General features: G+C 73.0%; 14 protein-coding genes. 8 read left to right on the top strand and 6 right to left on the bottom strand.

The features are described from left to right. Positions 1 to 3: 3 nt before the first annotated feature. From hemF to ACFQ2D_RS09835, 3 genes are all read right to left on the bottom strand, one after another. Positions 4 to 933 (bottom strand): oxygen-dependent coproporphyrinogen oxidase, encoded by a 930-nt coding sequence (gene hemF / locus ACFQ2D_RS09845; protein WP_280941520.1) that lies wholly within the window; start codon positions 931 to 933, stop codon positions 4 to 6. Positions 934 to 1016: 83 nt separating this feature from the next. Next, a complete protein-coding gene (locus ACFQ2D_RS09840) occupies positions 1017 to 1508 on the bottom strand; it encodes a hypothetical protein (RefSeq protein ID WP_280941521.1) in 492 nt (163 codons plus the stop codon). A gap of 29 nt (positions 1509 to 1537) precedes the next feature. Then, complete coding sequence (locus tag ACFQ2D_RS09835) at positions 1538 to 3910, bottom strand: S9 family peptidase (protein WP_280941522.1); 2373 nt, start codon at positions 3908 to 3910, stop codon at positions 1538 to 1540. A gap of 170 nt (positions 3911 to 4080) precedes the next feature. On the opposite strand from ACFQ2D_RS09835, the gene ACFQ2D_RS09830 reads away from it, so the two are divergent. From ACFQ2D_RS09830 to ACFQ2D_RS09820, 3 genes are all read left to right on the top strand, one after another. Next, positions 4081 to 4353, top strand: a complete 273-nt coding sequence (locus ACFQ2D_RS09830) for a YcgL domain-containing protein (RefSeq protein WP_280941523.1) — start codon at positions 4081 to 4083, stop codon at positions 4351 to 4353. Continuing rightward, entirely contained in the window at positions 4346 to 7639 is a 3294-nt protein-coding gene (locus ACFQ2D_RS09825; RefSeq protein ID WP_280941524.1) for an ankyrin repeat domain-containing protein, read from the top strand. The genes ACFQ2D_RS09830 and ACFQ2D_RS09825 overlap by 8 nt, the downstream gene beginning before the upstream one ends. Positions 7640 to 8073: 434 nt before the next feature. Continuing rightward, entirely contained in the window at positions 8074 to 8994 is a 921-nt protein-coding gene (locus ACFQ2D_RS09820) for an energy transducer TonB (RefSeq protein WP_280941525.1), read from the top strand. A gap of 3 nt (positions 8995 to 8997) precedes the next feature. On the opposite strand, the gene ACFQ2D_RS09815 is transcribed toward ACFQ2D_RS09820, so the two are convergent. The 3 genes from ACFQ2D_RS09815 to trxA all read right to left on the bottom strand — a co-directional run bounded on the left by ACFQ2D_RS09815 (position 8998) and on the right by trxA (position 12049). Then, complete coding sequence (locus ACFQ2D_RS09815) at positions 8998 to 9528, bottom strand: GAF domain-containing protein (protein ID WP_280941526.1); 531 nt, start codon at positions 9526 to 9528, stop codon at positions 8998 to 9000. 170 nt (positions 9529 to 9698) lie between these two features. Beyond that, positions 9699 to 11459: a transcription termination factor Rho gene (gene rho, locus ACFQ2D_RS09810; RefSeq protein ID WP_386795638.1), complete on the bottom strand. Its 1761-nt coding sequence runs from the start codon at positions 11457 to 11459 to the stop codon at positions 9699 to 9701. 263 nt (positions 11460 to 11722) lie between these two features. Continuing rightward, positions 11723 to 12049 carry a thioredoxin TrxA gene (gene trxA / locus ACFQ2D_RS09805; protein WP_280941527.1) on the bottom strand — a complete coding sequence of 109 codons (327 nt, stop codon included), beginning with the start codon at positions 12047 to 12049 and terminating at the stop codon, positions 11723 to 11725. A 368-nt stretch (positions 12050 to 12417) separates the two neighbouring features. Between trxA and rhlB the strand changes: the two genes are divergently transcribed. The 5 genes from rhlB (at position 12418) to ung (ending at position 17549) form a co-directional block, all read left to right on the top strand. Continuing rightward, positions 12418 to 14175 (top strand): ATP-dependent RNA helicase RhlB, encoded by a 1758-nt coding sequence (rhlB, locus tag ACFQ2D_RS09800; RefSeq protein WP_386795637.1) that lies wholly within the window; start codon positions 12418 to 12420, stop codon positions 14173 to 14175. 196 nt (positions 14176 to 14371) lie between these two features. Then, the gene (gene ftsE, locus ACFQ2D_RS09795) at positions 14372 to 15061 is read left to right on the top strand and encodes a cell division ATP-binding protein FtsE (protein ID WP_280943753.1); all 690 of its coding nucleotides are present in this window, start codon (positions 14372 to 14374) and stop codon (positions 15059 to 15061) included. After that, positions 15054 to 16001 carry a permease-like cell division protein FtsX gene (ftsX, locus tag ACFQ2D_RS09790; protein WP_280943752.1) on the top strand — a complete coding sequence of 316 codons (948 nt, stop codon included), beginning with the start codon at positions 15054 to 15056 and terminating at the stop codon, positions 15999 to 16001. Before ftsE ends, ftsX begins: the two co-directional genes overlap by 8 nt. Before the next feature lie 4 nt (positions 16002 to 16005). Next, positions 16006 to 16851 (top strand): response regulator, encoded by an 846-nt coding sequence (locus tag ACFQ2D_RS09785; RefSeq protein ID WP_280943751.1) that lies wholly within the window; start codon positions 16006 to 16008, stop codon positions 16849 to 16851. Next, positions 16848 to 17549: a uracil-DNA glycosylase gene (ung, locus tag ACFQ2D_RS09780; protein ID WP_280943750.1), complete on the top strand. Its 702-nt coding sequence runs from the start codon at positions 16848 to 16850 to the stop codon at positions 17547 to 17549. The genes ACFQ2D_RS09785 and ung overlap by 4 nt, the downstream gene beginning before the upstream one ends. Positions 17550 to 17551: the final 2 nt, after the last annotated feature.

Genomic DNA, 17551 nt, shown 5'->3' with positions numbered 1-17551 from the left:
CCCTCAGGTCCCCGCCAGCCAGTCGCGCGGCACCAGGTAGTCGTGCAGCAGCGCTTCGGCGCTGCCGGGTTCGGGCGCGTAGCCGTATTCCCAGCGCGCCAGCGGCGGCATGCTCATCAGGATCGACTCGGCGCGGCCGCCGCTCTGCAGCCCGAAGTGGGTGCCGCGGTCGTAGACCAGGTTGAACTCCACGTAGCGCCCGCGCCGGTACAGCTGGAACTGGCGCTCGCGTTCGCCGTACGGCGTGTCCTTGCGACGTTCGACGATCGGCAGGTAGGCATCGAGGAAGCCGTCGCCGACCGCGCGCAGGTAGGCGAAATCCTGCTCCATGTCGCCGTGCAGGTCGTCGAAGAACAGCCCGCCGATGCCGCGCGTCTCGTTGCGGTGCTTGAGATAGAAGTACTCGTCGCACCAGCGCTTGTGCGCCTGGTAGCGTTCCTGCCCGCCGAAGGGCTCGCACAGCGCCCGCGCGGTGCGGTGCCAGTGCCGCACGTCCTCGTCGAACGGGTAGAACGGCGTGAGATCGAAGCCGCCGCCGAACCACCAGGCCACGGTCTGGCCGTCGCGCAGGGCGCGGAAATGGCGCACGTTGGCATGCGTGGTGGGCAGGTAGGGATTGCGCGGGTGGAACACCAGCGAGACGCCCACCGCCTGCCAGGAGGCGCCGGCCAGTTCGGGGCGCGCGGCGGTGGCCGACGGCGGCAGCCGGTCGCCGGACACGTCGGAGAAGCCGATGCCGGCCTGTTCGAACACCGCGCCCTCGCGCAGCACGCGCGTGCGCCCGCCGCCGCGCAGGTGGGTCGAGGCATCGTGCGGGTCGCGCTCCCAGGCGTCCTCGACGAAGCGGGCGCCGCCGTCGGCGGTTTCGATGGCGCTGCAGATGCGGTCCTGCAGCCCCGTGAGGTAGTCGCGGATATCGTCGAATCGGTCCATGCGCGACATTCTAGGCGCGTGCGGTGTGCGTCGCGTTGCGCCCGATCAAGCGGGGGGCGATGGGTGCGGCCGCCAACTCGGGATCAGGCGCGGCCCGGATGGCGTGCGCACCAGGCCTGGCGGTGGCGCTCCAGGCGCCGCACCAGTTCCGCGGGATCGAGCCGGTAGCGGTCGGGCAGGGCGCCGTGGAAGCCGCTGACCCGGCGGTTGACCCGCTGCAGGCGCCCGTCGCCACGCGCGCCATCGACGAAATCGAAGCCGACCAGCCGCTCCAGGCCCACGCGCACTTCGCCGAAGCGCGCGACCTCGCCCCAGCCGACGCGCGCGCGCCGGAACAGCGAGACGATCTCGAAGCCGTCCTCGTTCAGCACCAGCGCGCTGGCGCCCGGCAGCAGGCTGACCAGCGCCACGCCGACGCCCAGGCCGAAGAAGGCGATGCAGCTCCAGGCCAGCGCCGGGTGGCTGGGCATGATCACGCTGCCGGCCCAGACGAAGCCGGCGCAGATCGCGCCCGTCGCCAGCCAGCGGACCGGCGAGGGGCGCAGGATCTCCGGGCGAGGCGCCTGCGCGTCCACGGACCAGTCCCGCCCCTCCGCGCGCTGTCTCACTTCAGCGCGCGCTCGAACAGCTCCAGGATGCGGCGGTACTGGTCGTACCACGAATCGGCGTGCACGTAGCCATGCCGCTCCATCGGATAGCTGGCCATCTCCCACTTGTCCTTGCGCAGCTCGATCAGGCGCTGCGCGAGCACCACCGAGTCGCGGTAGAACACGTTGTCGTCGATCATGCCGTGGGCGATCAGCAGGTGGTCCTGCAGGCCCTCGGCGTACTCGATCGGCGAGGACTTGCGGTAGGCCTCGGGATCGATGTCGGGCGTGTTGAGGATGTTGGCGGTGTAGGTGTGGTTGTACTGCGACCAGTCGGTGACCGGGCGCAGCGCGGCGCCGGCCTTGAACGTGCCCGGCTCGCGGAACAGCGCCATGAAGCTCATGAAGCCGCCATAGCTGCCGCCGTAGATGCCCACGCGGTCGCGGTCGGCCTGGCGGTGCTCGACCAGCCACTCGATGCCGTCCAGGTAGTCCTCCAGCTCCGGGTGGCCCATCTGCCGGTAGATCGCCGTGCGCCAGTCGCGGCCGTAGCCTTCCGAGGCCCGGTAGTCGAGGTCGAGCACGATATAGCCGCGCTGCACCAGCAGGTTGTGGAACATCTGCTCGCGGAAGTAGTTCGGATAGCGGTCGCTGACGTTCTGCAGGTAGCCCGCGCCATGCACGAACAGCACCACCGGGTACTTGCGCCCCGGCTCCATCGTCGCAGGGCCGTAGTACTTGCCCCAGATCGTGCCGGCGCCGTGCCTGGAGGGCACCTGCACGGTCTCGGGCTGCAGGAAGTCGATGGCGCGGTACTCGGGCTTGCGCGTGTCGGTGAGCGTACGCAGGTTGCCGCCGCCGGCGTCGATCACCGCCAGCTGCGGCGGCAGGTAGCTCGAGGAGTGGCGCAGCAGCACGCGGGCGCCGTCGGGCGAGGCGACGAAGTCCTCGACGCCACCCAGGTCGGTCAGCTCCGCCACTTCGCCGCCCGCGGCCGGCACCGCGCACAGCTCGTAGTCGCCCGGGCGGCTGCGGTTGCAGGTGAACAGGAAGCGCGTGCCGTCGGGCGACAGCGCCGGCTGCGTGACCTCCCAGCGCCCCGAGGTCAGCGCGCGCGTGCGGCCGCCGGCGGCCTCGACCGCGTACAGGTGCGCGTAGCCGCTTTCCTCGGACACGAACCACAGCGTGCGCTGGTCGGGCATCCAGCCGAACTCGTTGAAGCTCCAGTTGATCCAGGCCGGGTCGGTGAGCCGGTGGCGCGACTGCAGCGTCGCTTCTTCCGGACGCAGCGTCGCCAGCCAGCGGTCCTTGTTGTCGACCGCGTGCAGCATCAGCGCGAGGTGGCGTGAATCCGCGCTCCACAGCATGCCGGCGCCCGGATCCTCCAGCCGCAGCGCGCGTGGGCCCTTCAGCGCGTCCTTGCCGGCGGCCTTGCGCAGCGCGGCCAGCGGATCCTGCCCGACGCCGGGCAGGCCTGCGACGGAGAGTTCGCGGCGCGAGCCGTCGCGCATGTCGACCAGCCAGAAGCTCTGCGCGCGCGGCAGGTTGCGGCCCACGCGCGTGCGTACGTCCTCGAATTCCTCGTAGCCCGACTCGGTCACGTACTTGGGCATCTTCCCGCCCTGGCCGCGGTCGTCTGACTTGCGCTCGGTGGCGACCGCCAGCCAGCGGCCGTCGGGCGAGAGCGCGGTGGCGGCGATTTCCACGTCCTTGCCCAGGTACACCGGCGCCGGCGCGCGCGTGGGGTCGGCGCGGCGCAGTTCGGTCTCGCGGGTGCGCTGGGCTTCGCGGCGCTCGCGCTCCAGGCGCAGCGTTTCCACCAGGCGCAGCTGCTCGTCTCGCAGCAGGTCGGGCTTGGGCGCCGCGGCCGGGTCGTCCTGGGCCTGCGGCGAGGCGGCGTGGGTGAACGCGCGGTCGGTCGCGCTCCAGCGGAACCAGTCGTGGCCGCTGCGCCAGACCAGGGCGCCGTCGGTCGACCAGCGCGGCGAGGACTCGGTGGCCTCGGTGCGGGTGAGCTGGGTCAGCGCGCCGTTGCGCAGGTCGCGCACGAACACGTCGCCGTTGCGCACGAACGCCATGCGCGTGCGCTGCGGGTCGAGCACCGGCTGCGCGGCGTCGATGCCGGCGCGCGAGGCGCCATCCACCACCTGCGACGCGCCGCCGGCGATGTCCTGCACGTGGATGTCGCGGATGCCGCTGCCGTCGCGCTTGAGCAGGTAGTAGGCCTGGCGCCCGTCCCACGACCACCAGGCCTGCTCGACCGGCGGTCCGATCCAGTCCGGGTCGTCCATGATCCGGTCGAGCGTCAGCGGTTGCGCCGGCTGCGCCTGGGCGAGCGCGGCGAAGGCGGAGAGGAACAGGCACGACAGCAGCGGGATGGATCGATGCATTGCACGGCACGGGCAGCGGGGATCACGACAGCCTAGCAGTCGCGTGCGGCGCGCCGGCCGTGCCGGGGGTCATGCCCGGATCGCGGCGCCGCGGCCGCGCCTGAACGCCGCGACGTTCCCCGCAGGGCCGATTTCCCGCACAATTCAGCGACCTGCGACACTGTGCGGACATGCACGCCTACGTCTACAAGAGCCAGCGCCGGGCCGACACCTACGTCTACCTCGCCGCCCGCGACGATTTCGAGCGGCTGCCCGACGCCCTGCGCACGCGCCTGGGCCCGCTGCAGTTCGTGCTCGACGTGGCGCTGGTGCCGGGCCGCAGCCTCGCGCGCGAGAACCCGGACGAGGTTCGCGCCAACCTGCTCGGCCGCGGGTTCCACCTGCAGTTCCCGCCCGGCGCCGCCGTCGATCCGATGAGTGAGGACTGGGGCACCGATGCCTGAGCAGCCGGTGCCCACGCCCGTCCCATCCCGAAGCGCTCCCGCCGCCGCCGCCTCGGTCGGCGTCGTCCTGGCGCTGGCCAGCGGCTTCGGCGGCCTCGCCGCGCTGGTCGCGGGCCTGCTGGCCCAGCCCGCCTTCGCCCTGGCCGTGCGTGGCTGGCGGGGCGGGTTGTCCGCTGGCGGTCCCGCGCTGGTGGGCGACGCGCGCGCGCTGCTGGGCCTGTGGGCGGCGGGCCTCGGCGTCGCCGCGCTGCTGGCGAGCTGGCCGCTGCTGGCGCTGCTGCGCAGCGGCGGCCTCGGTGCCGCGCTGGCGCTGAGTGCGCTGTCGGGCCTGTGCGTGCTGGGCCTGTGGCGCAGCTGGCCGGTGTGGCACGCCGTCGAGTGCGACGGCGGCCCGCTCGCGCGTCACTGGCTGGCGCTGCCCTCGCGCGATGCCTCGGGCTGGACCGGGGCCGCGGCCGCGTCCTGCGTCGCCGCGATCCTGGCCAGCATCGTCCTGCTGGCCTGGCCGCAGCTGCTGGGCGGGCCCGCACGCTGGGTGCTGGCCGGTGCCTGCGTCATCGGCTGGCCGCTGCTGCACCTGCTGCTGCAGCGGCTGCCGGCGCCTGCCGAGGCAGTGCGTCCGATCCCGGTGGTGGAGATGGACGGCGAGTCCTCCAACCTGCCGCCGCCCGCGCTCGACGGCGACCTGGACCGGGCGCTGTACGCGGCCGCCCGCGCCGGACGGGTCGACCCGGCCCTGGCCCTGGTCGAGGCCGGCGCCGACGTGCATGCGCTGCCGCTTCCGGACGAGCGCGACCAGCGGGGTCTCCCGGTGCTGGCCGCGGTGCTGCCGGACCTGCGGCTGCTGCGCGCGCTGATCGCGCGTGGCGTCGACCTCAATGCCGCCCATGCCGGACTGACCCCGCTGCTGGCGGCCACCCGCGACAGCTGGCACGGCCGGCCCGAAGCGGTCATGACCCTGCTGGCCAATGGCGCCGACCCGCGCGCGGCCGACCGCGACGGCAACACGCCGCTGCACCACGCCGCGCGCAGCTCCGACCCCGGCGTCGCCGCGCTGCTGCGCGACGCCTCGGCCGAACTCGACGCCGCCAACCACGACGGCCTGACCCCGCTGGGCGTGGCCTGCGCGGCCGGCAACTGGCGGCTGGCGCGCTTCCTGCTCGAACGCGGCGCCAGGCCGCTGGTGGCCGATGGCACTCCGGCACTGCTGGCCGCGGCCGGCGGCGACGAGGACGATCCGGCCGGCGTGCAGCTGCTGCTGCGGCACAAGGCCCGGGTCGATGCCCGCGACCGCGAGCAGCGCACCGCGCTGCATGTCGCCGCGCTGCAGGGGCATGCGGCCATCGTTTCCGCCCTGCTCGATGCGGGCGCGGACGTGCAGGCGCGCGATGCCGCCGGTGCCACGCCGCTGCTGGAGGCCGCGCGCGGCGGTTCGCTCTCCGCCTTCGAGGCGCTGCTGGCCGCCGGCGCCGACCCGCGCGCGGTCGATGCGCAGGACCGCGGCGCGCTGCTGCTGGCCTGCCAGGCCGAGACGCCGTCCTCGGCCCTGGTCGGGCGCCTGATCGAACTGGGACTCGATCCCCGCGCCGCCGGCCGCGACGGCCGCACGCCGGCCGCGCTCGCCGCCGAAGCCGGCCGCTGGCGCCTGGTGGCGATGCTCGATCCCGATTACGCGCTGCCCGCCGCGGTGCGCCCCGACGCCGGCGAGGCGGTGCCCGAACAGCGTGCGCCGGTGCTGCTGCTGCGCGAGGGACTGGATGCCGGACGCCACGACGGGCTCGACCGCGTCGCCGCGCTCGTCGCGCCTGCGGAACTGGGCGCCCTGCTGTACGAAGGCGACGCGATCCCGTCGCCCGGGCGCATCGACTGGCTGGTCGCGCAGGGCGCCGACTGCGAAGTCCGCGACGCGGCCGGCGACACCGCCGCGTTCCGCCTGCTCTCGCGCGGACCGGCCGGACTGCCCGCACTGCAGGCGCTGCTCGGCCATGGCGCTTCGCCGGCCGGTGCGGGTGGCCTGGCCCGGTTCCTCGCCGCCTGCGTCAAGGGCGACCAGGCCGGGCGCGCGCTGGAGCAGTGCGCGCTGGACCTGGTCGAGCATGGCGCCGATCCGTTCGGCAGCTCCACCGACGGCGACCCGCCGCTGTCGCTGGCCGTGCACCTGGGCTGGAACCGGTTGATCGCGAGGCTGCTCGAGATCGGCGTCGATGCCGATGCCCGCGACGCGCGCGGCATGAGCGCGCTGCACCTGGCCGCGGCGCTGGCACGCGAGGACGTGCTCAAGACCCTGGTGCGCCACGGCGCTGCGGTCGACGTGCGCGCGCAGGATGGACAGACCCCGCTGGGCGTGGCCCTGGCCAGCGGTCGCCGCGACCTCGCGGACTGGCTCGACTGGCGCGGTTGGGCACTGCCGCGCCGCGCGCTGCAGTCGTCCGACGTGCCGGCCGCGGCGATGGCCGGCGACGCCGACGCGGTGCGCCGCCTGGTCGACCTCGGCCTGCCGGTCGACGCCGTCGACGCCCAGGGCTGCACCGCGCTGCTGCGCGCCTGCGGGGGCGGCCATCGCGCCGTGGTCGAACTGCTGCTGGCGCGCGGCGCCAATCCGCAGCACGTCGCACATACCGGGGCGACTCCGCTGTCGGCGGCGGTGAGCATGCGCCACGGAGAACTGGTCGAACGCCTGCTGGCCGCCGGTGCGAAGCTCGAACAGCGCCTGCCCGGTGAAGTCACCGTGCTGATGCTGGCCTCCGCGCTGGGCCTGCCGGACCTGTGCGCCAAGCTGATGACCGCCGGGGCCAACGTCCACGCCACCGATGCCCAGGGCCTGACCCCGCTGCACTGCGCCGCGCTGTACGGTTTCACCGCGCGCGACCGCACCCGCCTGGTCACCCTGTTCGACACCCTGTTGCTGGCCGGCGCCGAGGTCGACGCGGTGGCCGCGGGCGGCGTGACCCCGTTGCTGCTGCTGCTGGGCGCGCGCGCCGAACCCGGCACCGCATGCGACGAGGACGTCCTGCTGGCCGTGCTCGAGCACCTGCTCGACGAGGGCGCGTCGCTCGAGGCGCGCGATCCGCGCGGCTTCGGCCCGCTGCACCTGGCGGCCCTGCACGGCCTGCTGCGCCTGACCCGGCGCCTGCTGCGCGCCGGCGCCGATCCCGAGGCGCGCGACGCGCTCAACCGCACCCCGCGCGAGATCGCGGTGATGCGCGGTTTCGTCGATGTCGCCCACGAGTACGTCCCGGTGCAGTCGGGGGTGTCGATGGCCCGGTTCCTGCGCGACCGCGGCTGAGGTCCTGGCGCCTGGCGCCCGCCGGGGCGCTATGATCGCCGAAGGCGCCTGCGTGGGGGCTGCACGGTGGCAGGGGAACGTCGGACGTGGGGTCTTTCCGCAAGGGCGATTGCCGTCCATCGCGCGCCGGCTGCGTGTGCCCGTTACGGCGGATCGGCCGGAATCCGCCTGCGCCGGTGCAGGTCCATGAGCGGCGCATTCGGTGCGCGCTGCGGGGTCCGCCGCGTTTCGCACCCGGAGCGCCGGCATCGTGGCCTGAGCCCGGGGACCGGCGTGTCCATGGCGGCACCGGATTGCGTCATCCTTCCATCCGGGGCGTCACGCGCGCTGTCGCCGTCGCGTCCACCCTTCCGGATGTGGGCCAGCGCCCGGGGTGCAGTGCCCTCGCCAGGCCGTTTGCGGTGCTCTCAACGATCCAGGGACAGGAGCTCGAGATGAAGATGATCCGTGACGTATCGACACTGTGGCTGTGCGCGGTGCTCGCCTGCTTCGCATCGGCCGCGGACGCCCAGAACGTCAGGGCGGTGCGCAAGCAGATCGAGGGCAGCATGCTGGTGACCGGGCGCGTCACGATCACGCGGGAAGGCACCGTCGGCGACTGGTCGATCGACCGTCGCGAGGACCTGCCGCCCGCGGTGCTCAACGTGATCGACGCCTCGGCGCCCGGCTGGCGCTTCGAACCCATCCTGGTCGATGGCAAGCCCGCGCACGGCAGCGCGCGGATGAGCCTGCGCATGGTGGCCGAGCGCATCGACGACGAACGATTCCGCGTCTCGATTCGCGACGGCTACTTCGGGCGCGAAGCCGTCCGCATGGCGCAGCGGGTCGACGATCGGCCGGATGCGGCCGCCGGCGAGGTGCCCACCGACCAGGTGAGCAGTGCGCGGATGGACGCTCCGCGCTACCCGGAACTGGCACTGCAGGCGGGCGTGACCGGCACGGTCTACCTGGTCGTGCGGGTGGGGCCCTCGGGGCAGGTCGAGCAGGTCGTGGCCGAACAGGTCAACCTGCGGGTGGTGGGCCTGGAGCGCGAGATGGCGCGCATGCGCGAGATGCTGGGTCGGTCGGCGATGGCCGCTGCACGCCGCTGGCAGTTCCGCCCGCCGAGCAGCGGAGAGGCGGCCGACGCCCCGTTCTGGTCGGTGCGGGTACCGGTCGACTACCGGATCCACGGCGTGGGGCCGCCGGAGGAATACGGGCGCTGGGAGGTCTATGTGCCGGGGCCGCGCATGCCGGTGCCGTGGCAGATGGAAAGCCTCGAAGGCATCGACATCGCGCCCGATACCCTGATCGCCGGCGAGGTCTATCAGGCGGGGATGGCGCTGAAGCTGCTCGGGCCGCTGGACGGCGGCTGAGGCTCAGGCCCCGGCGGGCTTCGCCAGCGCCAGCGCCCGCAGTCGGCGCGCCCCGCGTTCTGCGATCGCCTGCAGCGCATGCTCGTGGGCGAGGCTGTAGTGGTCGGCCTCGGGGTGCTCGCTGTCGAGCACGCCGTACAGGTGTTCGCCGCACAGGATCGGCACCGCGAGTTCGGACAGGTTGGCCTGGTCGTCGGGCACGTAGCGCGCGTCGAAGCGCGCGTCGCCGGTGCGCTGCGGCAGGCACGCCTTCGCGCAGTGGCCGACGAGGCCCTGGCCGAGCGCGAGGGTCAGGCGCGATTCGAGCACCCGGCTGGCGGCGCGCTTGGGACCCCACGCGGCCTGCTGGGTCAGGGTGCGGCCGCAGGAATCGGACAGGTAGACGACCACGTCCACCAGCTCCAGTTCCTTGCCGGTGAAGCGGCACAGCGTCCAGGCGACGTCGCCGGGGGATTGCGCATGCGACAGCGCCTCGTCCAGCGGCGCGAGCCGGCGTGCGGCGTTGGCCAGGAACGCGGTGGCGGTTGCGCCCATCGCGACGGCTCCATCTGTGCGACGGGCACCATGGTGCGGCGGCAGGCGGCCGGGCGCAACGGGCGAGGGTCGCCTGCGCGAACCGCTGCGCCGGCGGCGGCGTTCGAACGCGTGCAGCGAAAACGCGGAAGGCCCGCATCGCGCGGGCCTTCCGGGTCGAACCGACGGACTCAGCGCTTCATCGAAGCGAAGAACTCGTCGTTGGACTTGGTGCTCTTCATCTTGTCGAGCAGGAATTCCATCGCCGCGATCTCGTCCATCGGATGCAGCAGCTTGCGCAGGATCCAGATGCGCTGCAGCAGGTCGGGCTCGATCAGCAGGTCCTCGCGGCGGGTGCCGGAGAGGTTGACCGCGATCGCCGGGTACACGCGCTTCTCGGTGATGCGGCGGTCCAGGTGGATTTCCGAGTTGCCGGTGCCCTTGAACTCCTCGTAGATCACCTTGTCCATCGCGCTGCCGGTGTCGACCAGGGCGGTGGCGATGATGGTCAGCGAGCCGCCTTCCTCGACGTTGCGCGCGGCGCCGAAGAAGCGCTTCGGACGGTGCAGGGCGTTGGCGTCGACGCCGCCGGTGAGAACCTTGCCCGAGGACGGCACCACGTTGTTGTAGGCGCGGGCCAGGCGGGTGATCGAGTCGAGCAGGATCACCACGTCCTTCTTGTGCTCGACCAGGCGCTTGGCGCGCTCGATCACCATCTCGGCGACCTGCACGTGGCGCGCGGCCGGCTCGTCGAAGGTCGAGGAGACCACTTCGCCGCGCACGGTGCGCTGCATTTCGGTCACTTCTTCCGGACGCTCGTCCACCAGCAGCACGATCAGGTGCACTTCCGGGTGGTTGGTGGTGATCGCGGTGGCGATCTGCTGCATGAGCATGGTCTTGCCGGCCTTGGGCGGCGAGACGATCAGGGCGCGCTGACCCTTGCCCTGCGGCGCCATCAGGTCGAGGATGCGGCCGGCGATGTCCTCGCTCGAGCCGTCGCCGCGCTCGAGCTTGAAGCGCTTGCGCGGGAACAGCGGGGTCAGGTTCTCGAACAGCACCTTGCCCTTGCTGGCTTCCGGCGGCTCGCCGTTGATCGTGTCGACCACGTTGAGCGCGAAGTAGCGCTCGCCGTCCTTGGGCCAGCGGATGCGGCCGGACAGGTGGTCGCCGGTGCGCAGGTTGAAGCGGCGGATCTGGCTGGGCGAGATGTAGGTGTCGTCCGGGCCGGCCAGGTAGCTGGCCTCGGCGCCGCGCAGGAAGCCGAAGCCGTCGGGCAGGATCTCCAGCACGCCGTCGGCCTGCACGCCCTCGTTGGTGCGGGTGAGCACCTTGAGCAGGGCGAAGATCACGTCCTGCTTGCGCGCGCGGGCCACGCCTTCGTGGATGTTGAGCTGCTCGGCGATGTCGAACAGCTTGTGCGCCGGCATCCGCTTCAGGTCGCCCAGCGAGTACTGGGGGAAGCCTTCGGGGATGTTCGGCGGCGGCATGCGGTTGGCCTGCTCGTGGCCGTTGCCGCCGTCGTCCTGCGGCAGGCCACCGTCGCGGTGGCGGTCGCGCTGGCGGTCGCGGCGGTTGCGGAAGCGGTCGCGGCGGTTGTTGCCCTGGCCTTGGCCCTGGCCCTGGTTGCCGGGCTGCTGGTTGCCGCCCTGGCGGTTGTCGTGTTGCGGGCGCTGCGGCTGCCCGCCGCCCTCGGCCGGTGCCGCCTCGCCGCCGCCCTGCGCGGGTGCGGACTGGCTGGAGCCGGTCTCGGCGGCCGGCGCGGGCCGGGCCTCCTGCTGCACGGGCGCGTCCTGCCGCGGTTCGGCCCGCGGCGCGGAGGGAGCGGGGCTGGACTCGAACAGGTTGGGCGTGTCCGCGTCGGCGGACTTGACGACCTTCTTCGTAGTGCGCGCGGCCGTCTTGCGCACGCGCTTGGCGACGGTGTCGCCGGCGTCGGGGGTGTTGTCGGACAAGTGCGAATTCCTCGCTCGGTGCGAGCGCCCGTAAGGGGGCGGGGATGTCGGAAGGGGATCCTGCAGACGGGGTGCGGCGCCGAATTCCACGCCGGATGCAGGCAAACTACCACCTGCGGCGGGCCGCCGGCAAGCAGGCCGCCGGCGTGGCGTTCATGCGGCGGGCGCCGCATGCGCGCGTTCGAAGCTGCGGCCACAGCTTGGGCGTGGCCGCGTGATGCCGGCGTCAGGCCGGCGAAGGGGCCGGGGGCCCCGGGCGGTGCTCAGACCGCCTTGTCGATCATCTGCGCCAGCTGGGCCTTGCCCACCGCGCCGATCTGGGTGGCCTGCACCTGGCCGTCCTTGAACAGCAGCAGCATCGGGATCGAGCGCACGTGGTACTTCAGGGCCGTGGCGCGGTTCTCGTCCACGTTGACCTTGGCGATCTTGACCTTGCCGGCGTACTCGTCGGCGAGTTCGTCCAGGGCCGGCGCGATCATCTTGCACGGTCCGCACCAGGGCGCCCAGAAATCGACCAGCACCGGCTCGGCGGACTGCAGCACGGCGGCATCGAAGTCGGCGTCGCTGGCATGGATGACGTGTTCGCTCACGGAAGGCTCCTGAAGGGTAAAGGGGGCGGCCGGCGGGCGGCTGCGGGGATGGATGGTAAACTTGGGCGATTCGCGGCCCGATTCAAGGGCCTCCCGCCCGGGACGCCCGGACCGGGAACGCCGGGCACCCCACGAGCCCATGGTCCGCGAGCCCCCGGGACCGCGCTCCGGCGCCGTCCCGTTCCAAGGCAGTCTGCGATGCGGGCGCCACCCACGCAAGCGCCAGAGCGTGTCATGCAGCTTGAACGACTTCCCTGCCCGTTTGGGTCGCCGGTATGCGGGACAGCCCCCCGCATTGCGCCGACGCAAGCGGACCGGGAGCCGCTTCGAGCCACGCACGCCCTGGCGCCGCACTCAAGATCCCATACATGAGCGACAAGCCACTTACCGACGTCACCTTCTCCAGCTTCGAACTGCATCCGGCCCTGCTGGCCGGCCTCGAGTCCGCGGGATTCACCCGCTGCACTCCGATCCAGGCGCTGACCCTGCCGATCACCCTGGCCGGGCGCGACGTCGCCGGCCAGGCCCAGACCGGCACCGGCAAGACCCTGGCCTTCCTGGTCACCGTCATCAACCGCCTGCTGTCGAGGCCCGCCCTGGCCGAGCGCAAGCCCGAGGATCCGCGCGCGCTGATCCTGGCGCCCACCCGCGAGCTGGCCATCCAGATCCACAAGGACGCGATGAAGCTCGCGCCGGAGCTGGGCCTGAAGTTCGCCCTGGTCTACGGCGGCGTCGACTACGACAAGCAGCGCGCCCTGCTGCAGGCCGGCGCCGACGTCATCATCGCCACCCCGGGCCGCCTGATCGACTACGTCAAGCAGCACAAGGTGGTGTCCCTGCACGCCTGCGAGATGTGCGTGCTGGACGAGGCCGACCGCATGTTCGACCTCGGCTTCATCAAGGACATCCGTTTCCTGCTGCGCCGCATGCCGGCCCGCACCGAGCGCCAGACCCTGCTGTTCTCGGCCACGTTGAGCCACCGCGTGCTCGAACTCGCCTACGAGCACATGAACGAGCCGGAGAAGATCGTCGTCGAGGCCGAGACGATCACCGCCGCGCGGGTGCGCCAGAAGCTGTACTACCCCTCCGACGAGGAGAAGCTGCCGCTGCTGCTGGGCCTGCTCTCGCGCAGCGAGGGCGCGCGCACGATGGTGTTCGTCAACACCAAGGCCTTCGTCGAGCGCGTGGCGCGCGCGCTGGAGCGCGCCGGCTACCGCGTCGGCGTCCTGTCCGGGGACGTGCCGCAGAAGAAGCGCGAATCGCTGCTGAAGAAGTTCCAGGCCGGCCAGCTCGAGATCCTGGTCGCCACCGACGTGGCCGCGCGCGGCCTGCACATCGACGGCGTCAGCCACGTCTACAACTACGACCTGCCGTTCGACGCCGAGGACTACGTGCACCGCATCGGCCGCACCGCGCGCCTGGGCGCCGAGGGCGACGCCATCAGCTTCGCCTGCGAGCGCTATGCGATGGGCCTGCCGGACATCGAGGCCTACATCGAGCAGAAGATCCCGTCCGAGCCGGTGACCGCCGAACTGCTGGTGCCGGTGCCGCGTCCGGAGCGCGCCAGGGCCGTCGATGGCGGCGACAACGAGGACGGCGACAGCATCGGCCAGATCTACCGCGAGGTGCGCGAAGCGCGCGCCGCCGAGGACGCCAAGCGTGGCGGTGGGCGCAGCAGCGGCGGCCGCGGCGGTCCCGGCGGCGGTGGCCGTGGCCCCCGCAGCGCCGGCGGCGAGCGCGAGCGCCCGCGCCGCCAGCCGCGTCCGCGCCCCGAGGGCGAGGCCGCGCCGGAGGCGGCGCAGGCCGCGGCCCCGGCGACGGCGCCCGCCGGCGCCGGGCCGGTCGACGGCACCGCGCCGGCCATGTCCGACGAGGCGCGCGCGCCGCGCAAGCGGCGTCGCCGCCGTCGCGGCAAGCCGGTCGAGGGCGGCGACGCCGCGGCGACGGGCAATACCGCGCAGGCTGCTCCGCCATCCAGGCCGCGCGAACCGCGTCCGGCCCAGGCGCCGCGCGCACAGGCCGCCCCGCGCGCGACCGAGCCGGCCGCCGCATCGGGCTCGCTGATCTCGCGCATCGGCGCGCGCCTGCGCAAGCTGGTCACCCGCGCTCCGCAGAACCAGCACTGAGCCTGCGGACGCCGGCACATCGCGCCGGCGTCCCGCGACCGTCCGCCGCATCGCGGCGGACGTTGGCCGCGCCGGCGCGGCGACTTCTCCGGCTCCACGGGCATGCCGCATCGGCCGCGCGACGTGCCTGCGCGCGCCATCGCAGACCCGGCATGCGGGCGTTCGGGCCACGCCAGTTCTGCGATACTCCCCCGCCATGGCCGTCCTGCGTTTCGACAGCGTCAGCAAGCAGTACACCGGTGGGCGCACGGCGCTCGCCGAGGTGAGCTTCGAGGTGGCCGCGGGCGAGATGCTGTTCCTCACCGGACACTCCGGCGCCGGCAAGAGCACCCTGCTCAAGCTCATCCACCTGGCCGAGCGGCCCAGCCGTGGCGCGGTGCTGTTCAACGACCGCAACCTGCTCAAGGTGCGCGGGCGGCGCGTGGCCCTGCACCGGCGCGAGGTCGGCGTGGTGTTCCAGGACCACCGCCTGCTCACCGACCGCAGCGTGTTCGACAACATCGCGCTGCCGCTGATCCTGCGCGGCATGCGCCGGGCCGAGATCGGCAAGCGCGTGCGCAGCGCACTCGAGCGGCTGGGCCTGGCCGACCGCGAGGCGGCGCTGCCCGGGCAGCTGTCGGCCGGCGAGCAGCAGCGGGTGGGCATCGCCCGCGCGCTGGTGGCCGAACCGCGGCTGCTGGTGGCCGACGAGCCCACCGGCAACCTCGATCCCACGCTGTCGGCCGAAATCATGGCGCTGTTCGCGTCCTTGCCCGAGCGCGGTACGAGCGTGCTGGTGGCCAGCCACGACCTGGGGCTGGTCAAGCGCATGCGCAGGCGCGTGCTGGTGCTCGACCACGGGCGGCTGGTGGACGACATCGCGCCGGAGGACCTCGCCGATGGCTGAGGACAACCTGCGCGCGGCCGGCGCCGGATCGGGCCTGGGCACCTGGTTCGACCACCATCTCTACAGCCTGGTGGCCAGCCTCGGCCGCGTGTTCCGCAAGCCGGGCGCGGCCCTGCTCACGGTCTCGGTGATGGCGCTGGCGCTGGCGCTGCCGCTCGGGCTGTGGCTGGTGCTGGGCAACGTCGAGCGCCTGGCCGGGAACGTCGAACGCTCGCGCGAGATCAGCGTGTTCCTGCGCCAGGACGTCGCCGACGCGCGTGCCGCGGCGCTGGCCGGGGAACTGCGCGCGCGCAGCAATATCGCCGGGGTGGTGCACGTGACTCCGGAGCAGGGGCTGGCCTCGCTGCGCGAAGGCGGGGCGCTGGCGGGCATCGTCGACGCGGTGGGCGAGGACAACCCGCTGCCGCACCTGCTGGTGGTGACGCCGGCGGGCGACGAGCTGATGGTGGCCGGCTCGCTCGAACAACTGCCCGAAGCCGAACAGGTGCAGCACGACGTGCGCTGGCGCGAGCGGCTCGACGGCTGGCTGCGCTTCGGCGGCCGCGTGTCCTGGGTGCTGGCGGTGCTGCTCGGCCTCGGCGCGCTGCTGGTGGTGGGCAATACGGTGCGCCTGGACATCCAGTCGCGGCGCGAGGAAATCGGCGTGCTGCAGCTGCTGGGCGCGACCGATGGCTTCATCCGGCGCCCGTTCCTGTACCTGGGCGCGTGGTACGGACTGGCCGCCGGTGCGCTCGCGGTGGCACTGCTGGGCCTGGCCGCGCTGGCGCTGCGCGAGCCGCTGGCGACGCTGGCGGCGAGCTACGGCAGCAGCTTCGCGCTGTCGGGCATCGACCTGCCCTGGGCGCTGGCCGTGATCGCCGGCGCGAGCCTGCTCGGATGGCTGGGCGCCGGCCTGGTCACCGGCCATTTCCTGCGCCAGACGCGCCCCACCGGACTCTGAGCGCATGAACACGCACGATCTCCGCCACCTCGAATCCGACCAGCCGCGCGTGATGGTCGTGGACGGCTCCAAGCTCGTGCGCAAGCTGATCCAGGCGGTGCTGGTGAAGGAACTGCCGGGCGTCCAGGTGGTCGAGGGCGGCAGCCTGGCGGATGCGCGCGCGCTGCTGGCCGGCGAGCCCATCGACCTGGTCACCACCGCCCTGGTGCTGCCCGACGGCGACGGACTGCAGGTGGCGCGCGCGGTGCGCGAGGCCGGCGGCCAGCGCTACGTGCCGGTGATCGTGATCTCGGGCGACGTGCAGTCGCACCTGGAGGACCGGCGCTTCACCGAGGACGTGACCGACTATTTCGACAAGTCCCTGGGGCACAACGCGTTGGCCGCCTTCATCCGCGGCTACGTGCAGCCGCAGCCGATTCCGGACGCGCACGTGCTGTACATCGAGGACAGCCGTACCGTGGCGGTGGCGATCCGGCGCATGCTCGAGGCGCACCAGATGCGCGTCACCCACGTCACCACCGCCGAGGACGCGATCGCCTACCTCGAGGCCTACGCCGGCACCGAGGCCGCGCCCGGCGCCGACCTGGTGCTGACCGACCTCTACCTCAAGGGCGACCTGAGCGGGCGCGACGTGCTCGACAGGGTCCGCAACGGATTCGGCTACGGCAAGCGCCGGCTGCCGGTGCTGGTGATGACCGGCGACGACAACCGCGCCAACCAGGCCGCGCTGCTGCGCGACGGCGCCAACGACCTGGTGCTCAAGCCGATCGAGGAGCGCCTGCTGGCGACCAAGGCGCTGTTCCAGCTGCGCCTGGCGCGCATGCCGGTCTCGCCCGCGCAGCAGCCGTGAGCGGCGAGGTCCGGCTCGATCCATCGTGGAAGGCCCGCGTGGGCGACTGGTTCGCGCGCGAGGACATGCGTGCGCTGTCGGCCTTCCTGCGCCAGCGCAAGGCGGCCGGCGCGCGCATCTATCCACCCGGGCCGCAGATCTTCGCCGCCTTCGACGCCACGCCGTTCGATGCGGTGAAGGTGGTGATCCTCGGCCAGGACCCTTATCACGGCCCCGGCCAGGCGCACGGCCTGTGCTTCTCGGTGTCGCCGGGCGTGCCGGTGCCGCCGTCGCTGCAGAACATGTACAAGGAACTGCAGCGCGACCTCGGCATCGCGCCGCCGGGCCACGGCTGGCTGATGCCCTGGGCACGGCAGGGCGTGCTGCTGCTCAATGCGGTGCTCACCGTCGAGGAGGGCCGCGCCGGCGCCCACCAGGGCAAGGGCTGGGAGGGCTTCACCGACCACGTGGTCGATGTGCTGGGCCGCGAGCGCGAAGGCCTGGTGTTCATGCTCTGGGGAAGCTACGCGCAGGCCAAGGGCAAGATGATCGACGCCCGCCGCCATCGCGTGCTGCGCACCACCCATCCCTCGCCGCTGTCGGCGCACCGCGGCTTCCTCGGCTGCGGGCACTTCTCCGCGGCCAACGAGTACCTCGCGCGCCGCGGCGTGGCGCCCATCGACTGGGCGCTGCCGCCGCTGGACGCCCCGGCCGCCTGAGC

It is taken from the genome of Luteimonas composti (genome assembly GCF_042678665.1).
GTDB classification, from domain to species: Bacteria; Pseudomonadota; Gammaproteobacteria; order Xanthomonadales; family Xanthomonadaceae; genus Luteimonas; species Luteimonas composti.
This window is presented reverse-complemented; position numbering and strand designations above follow the sequence as displayed.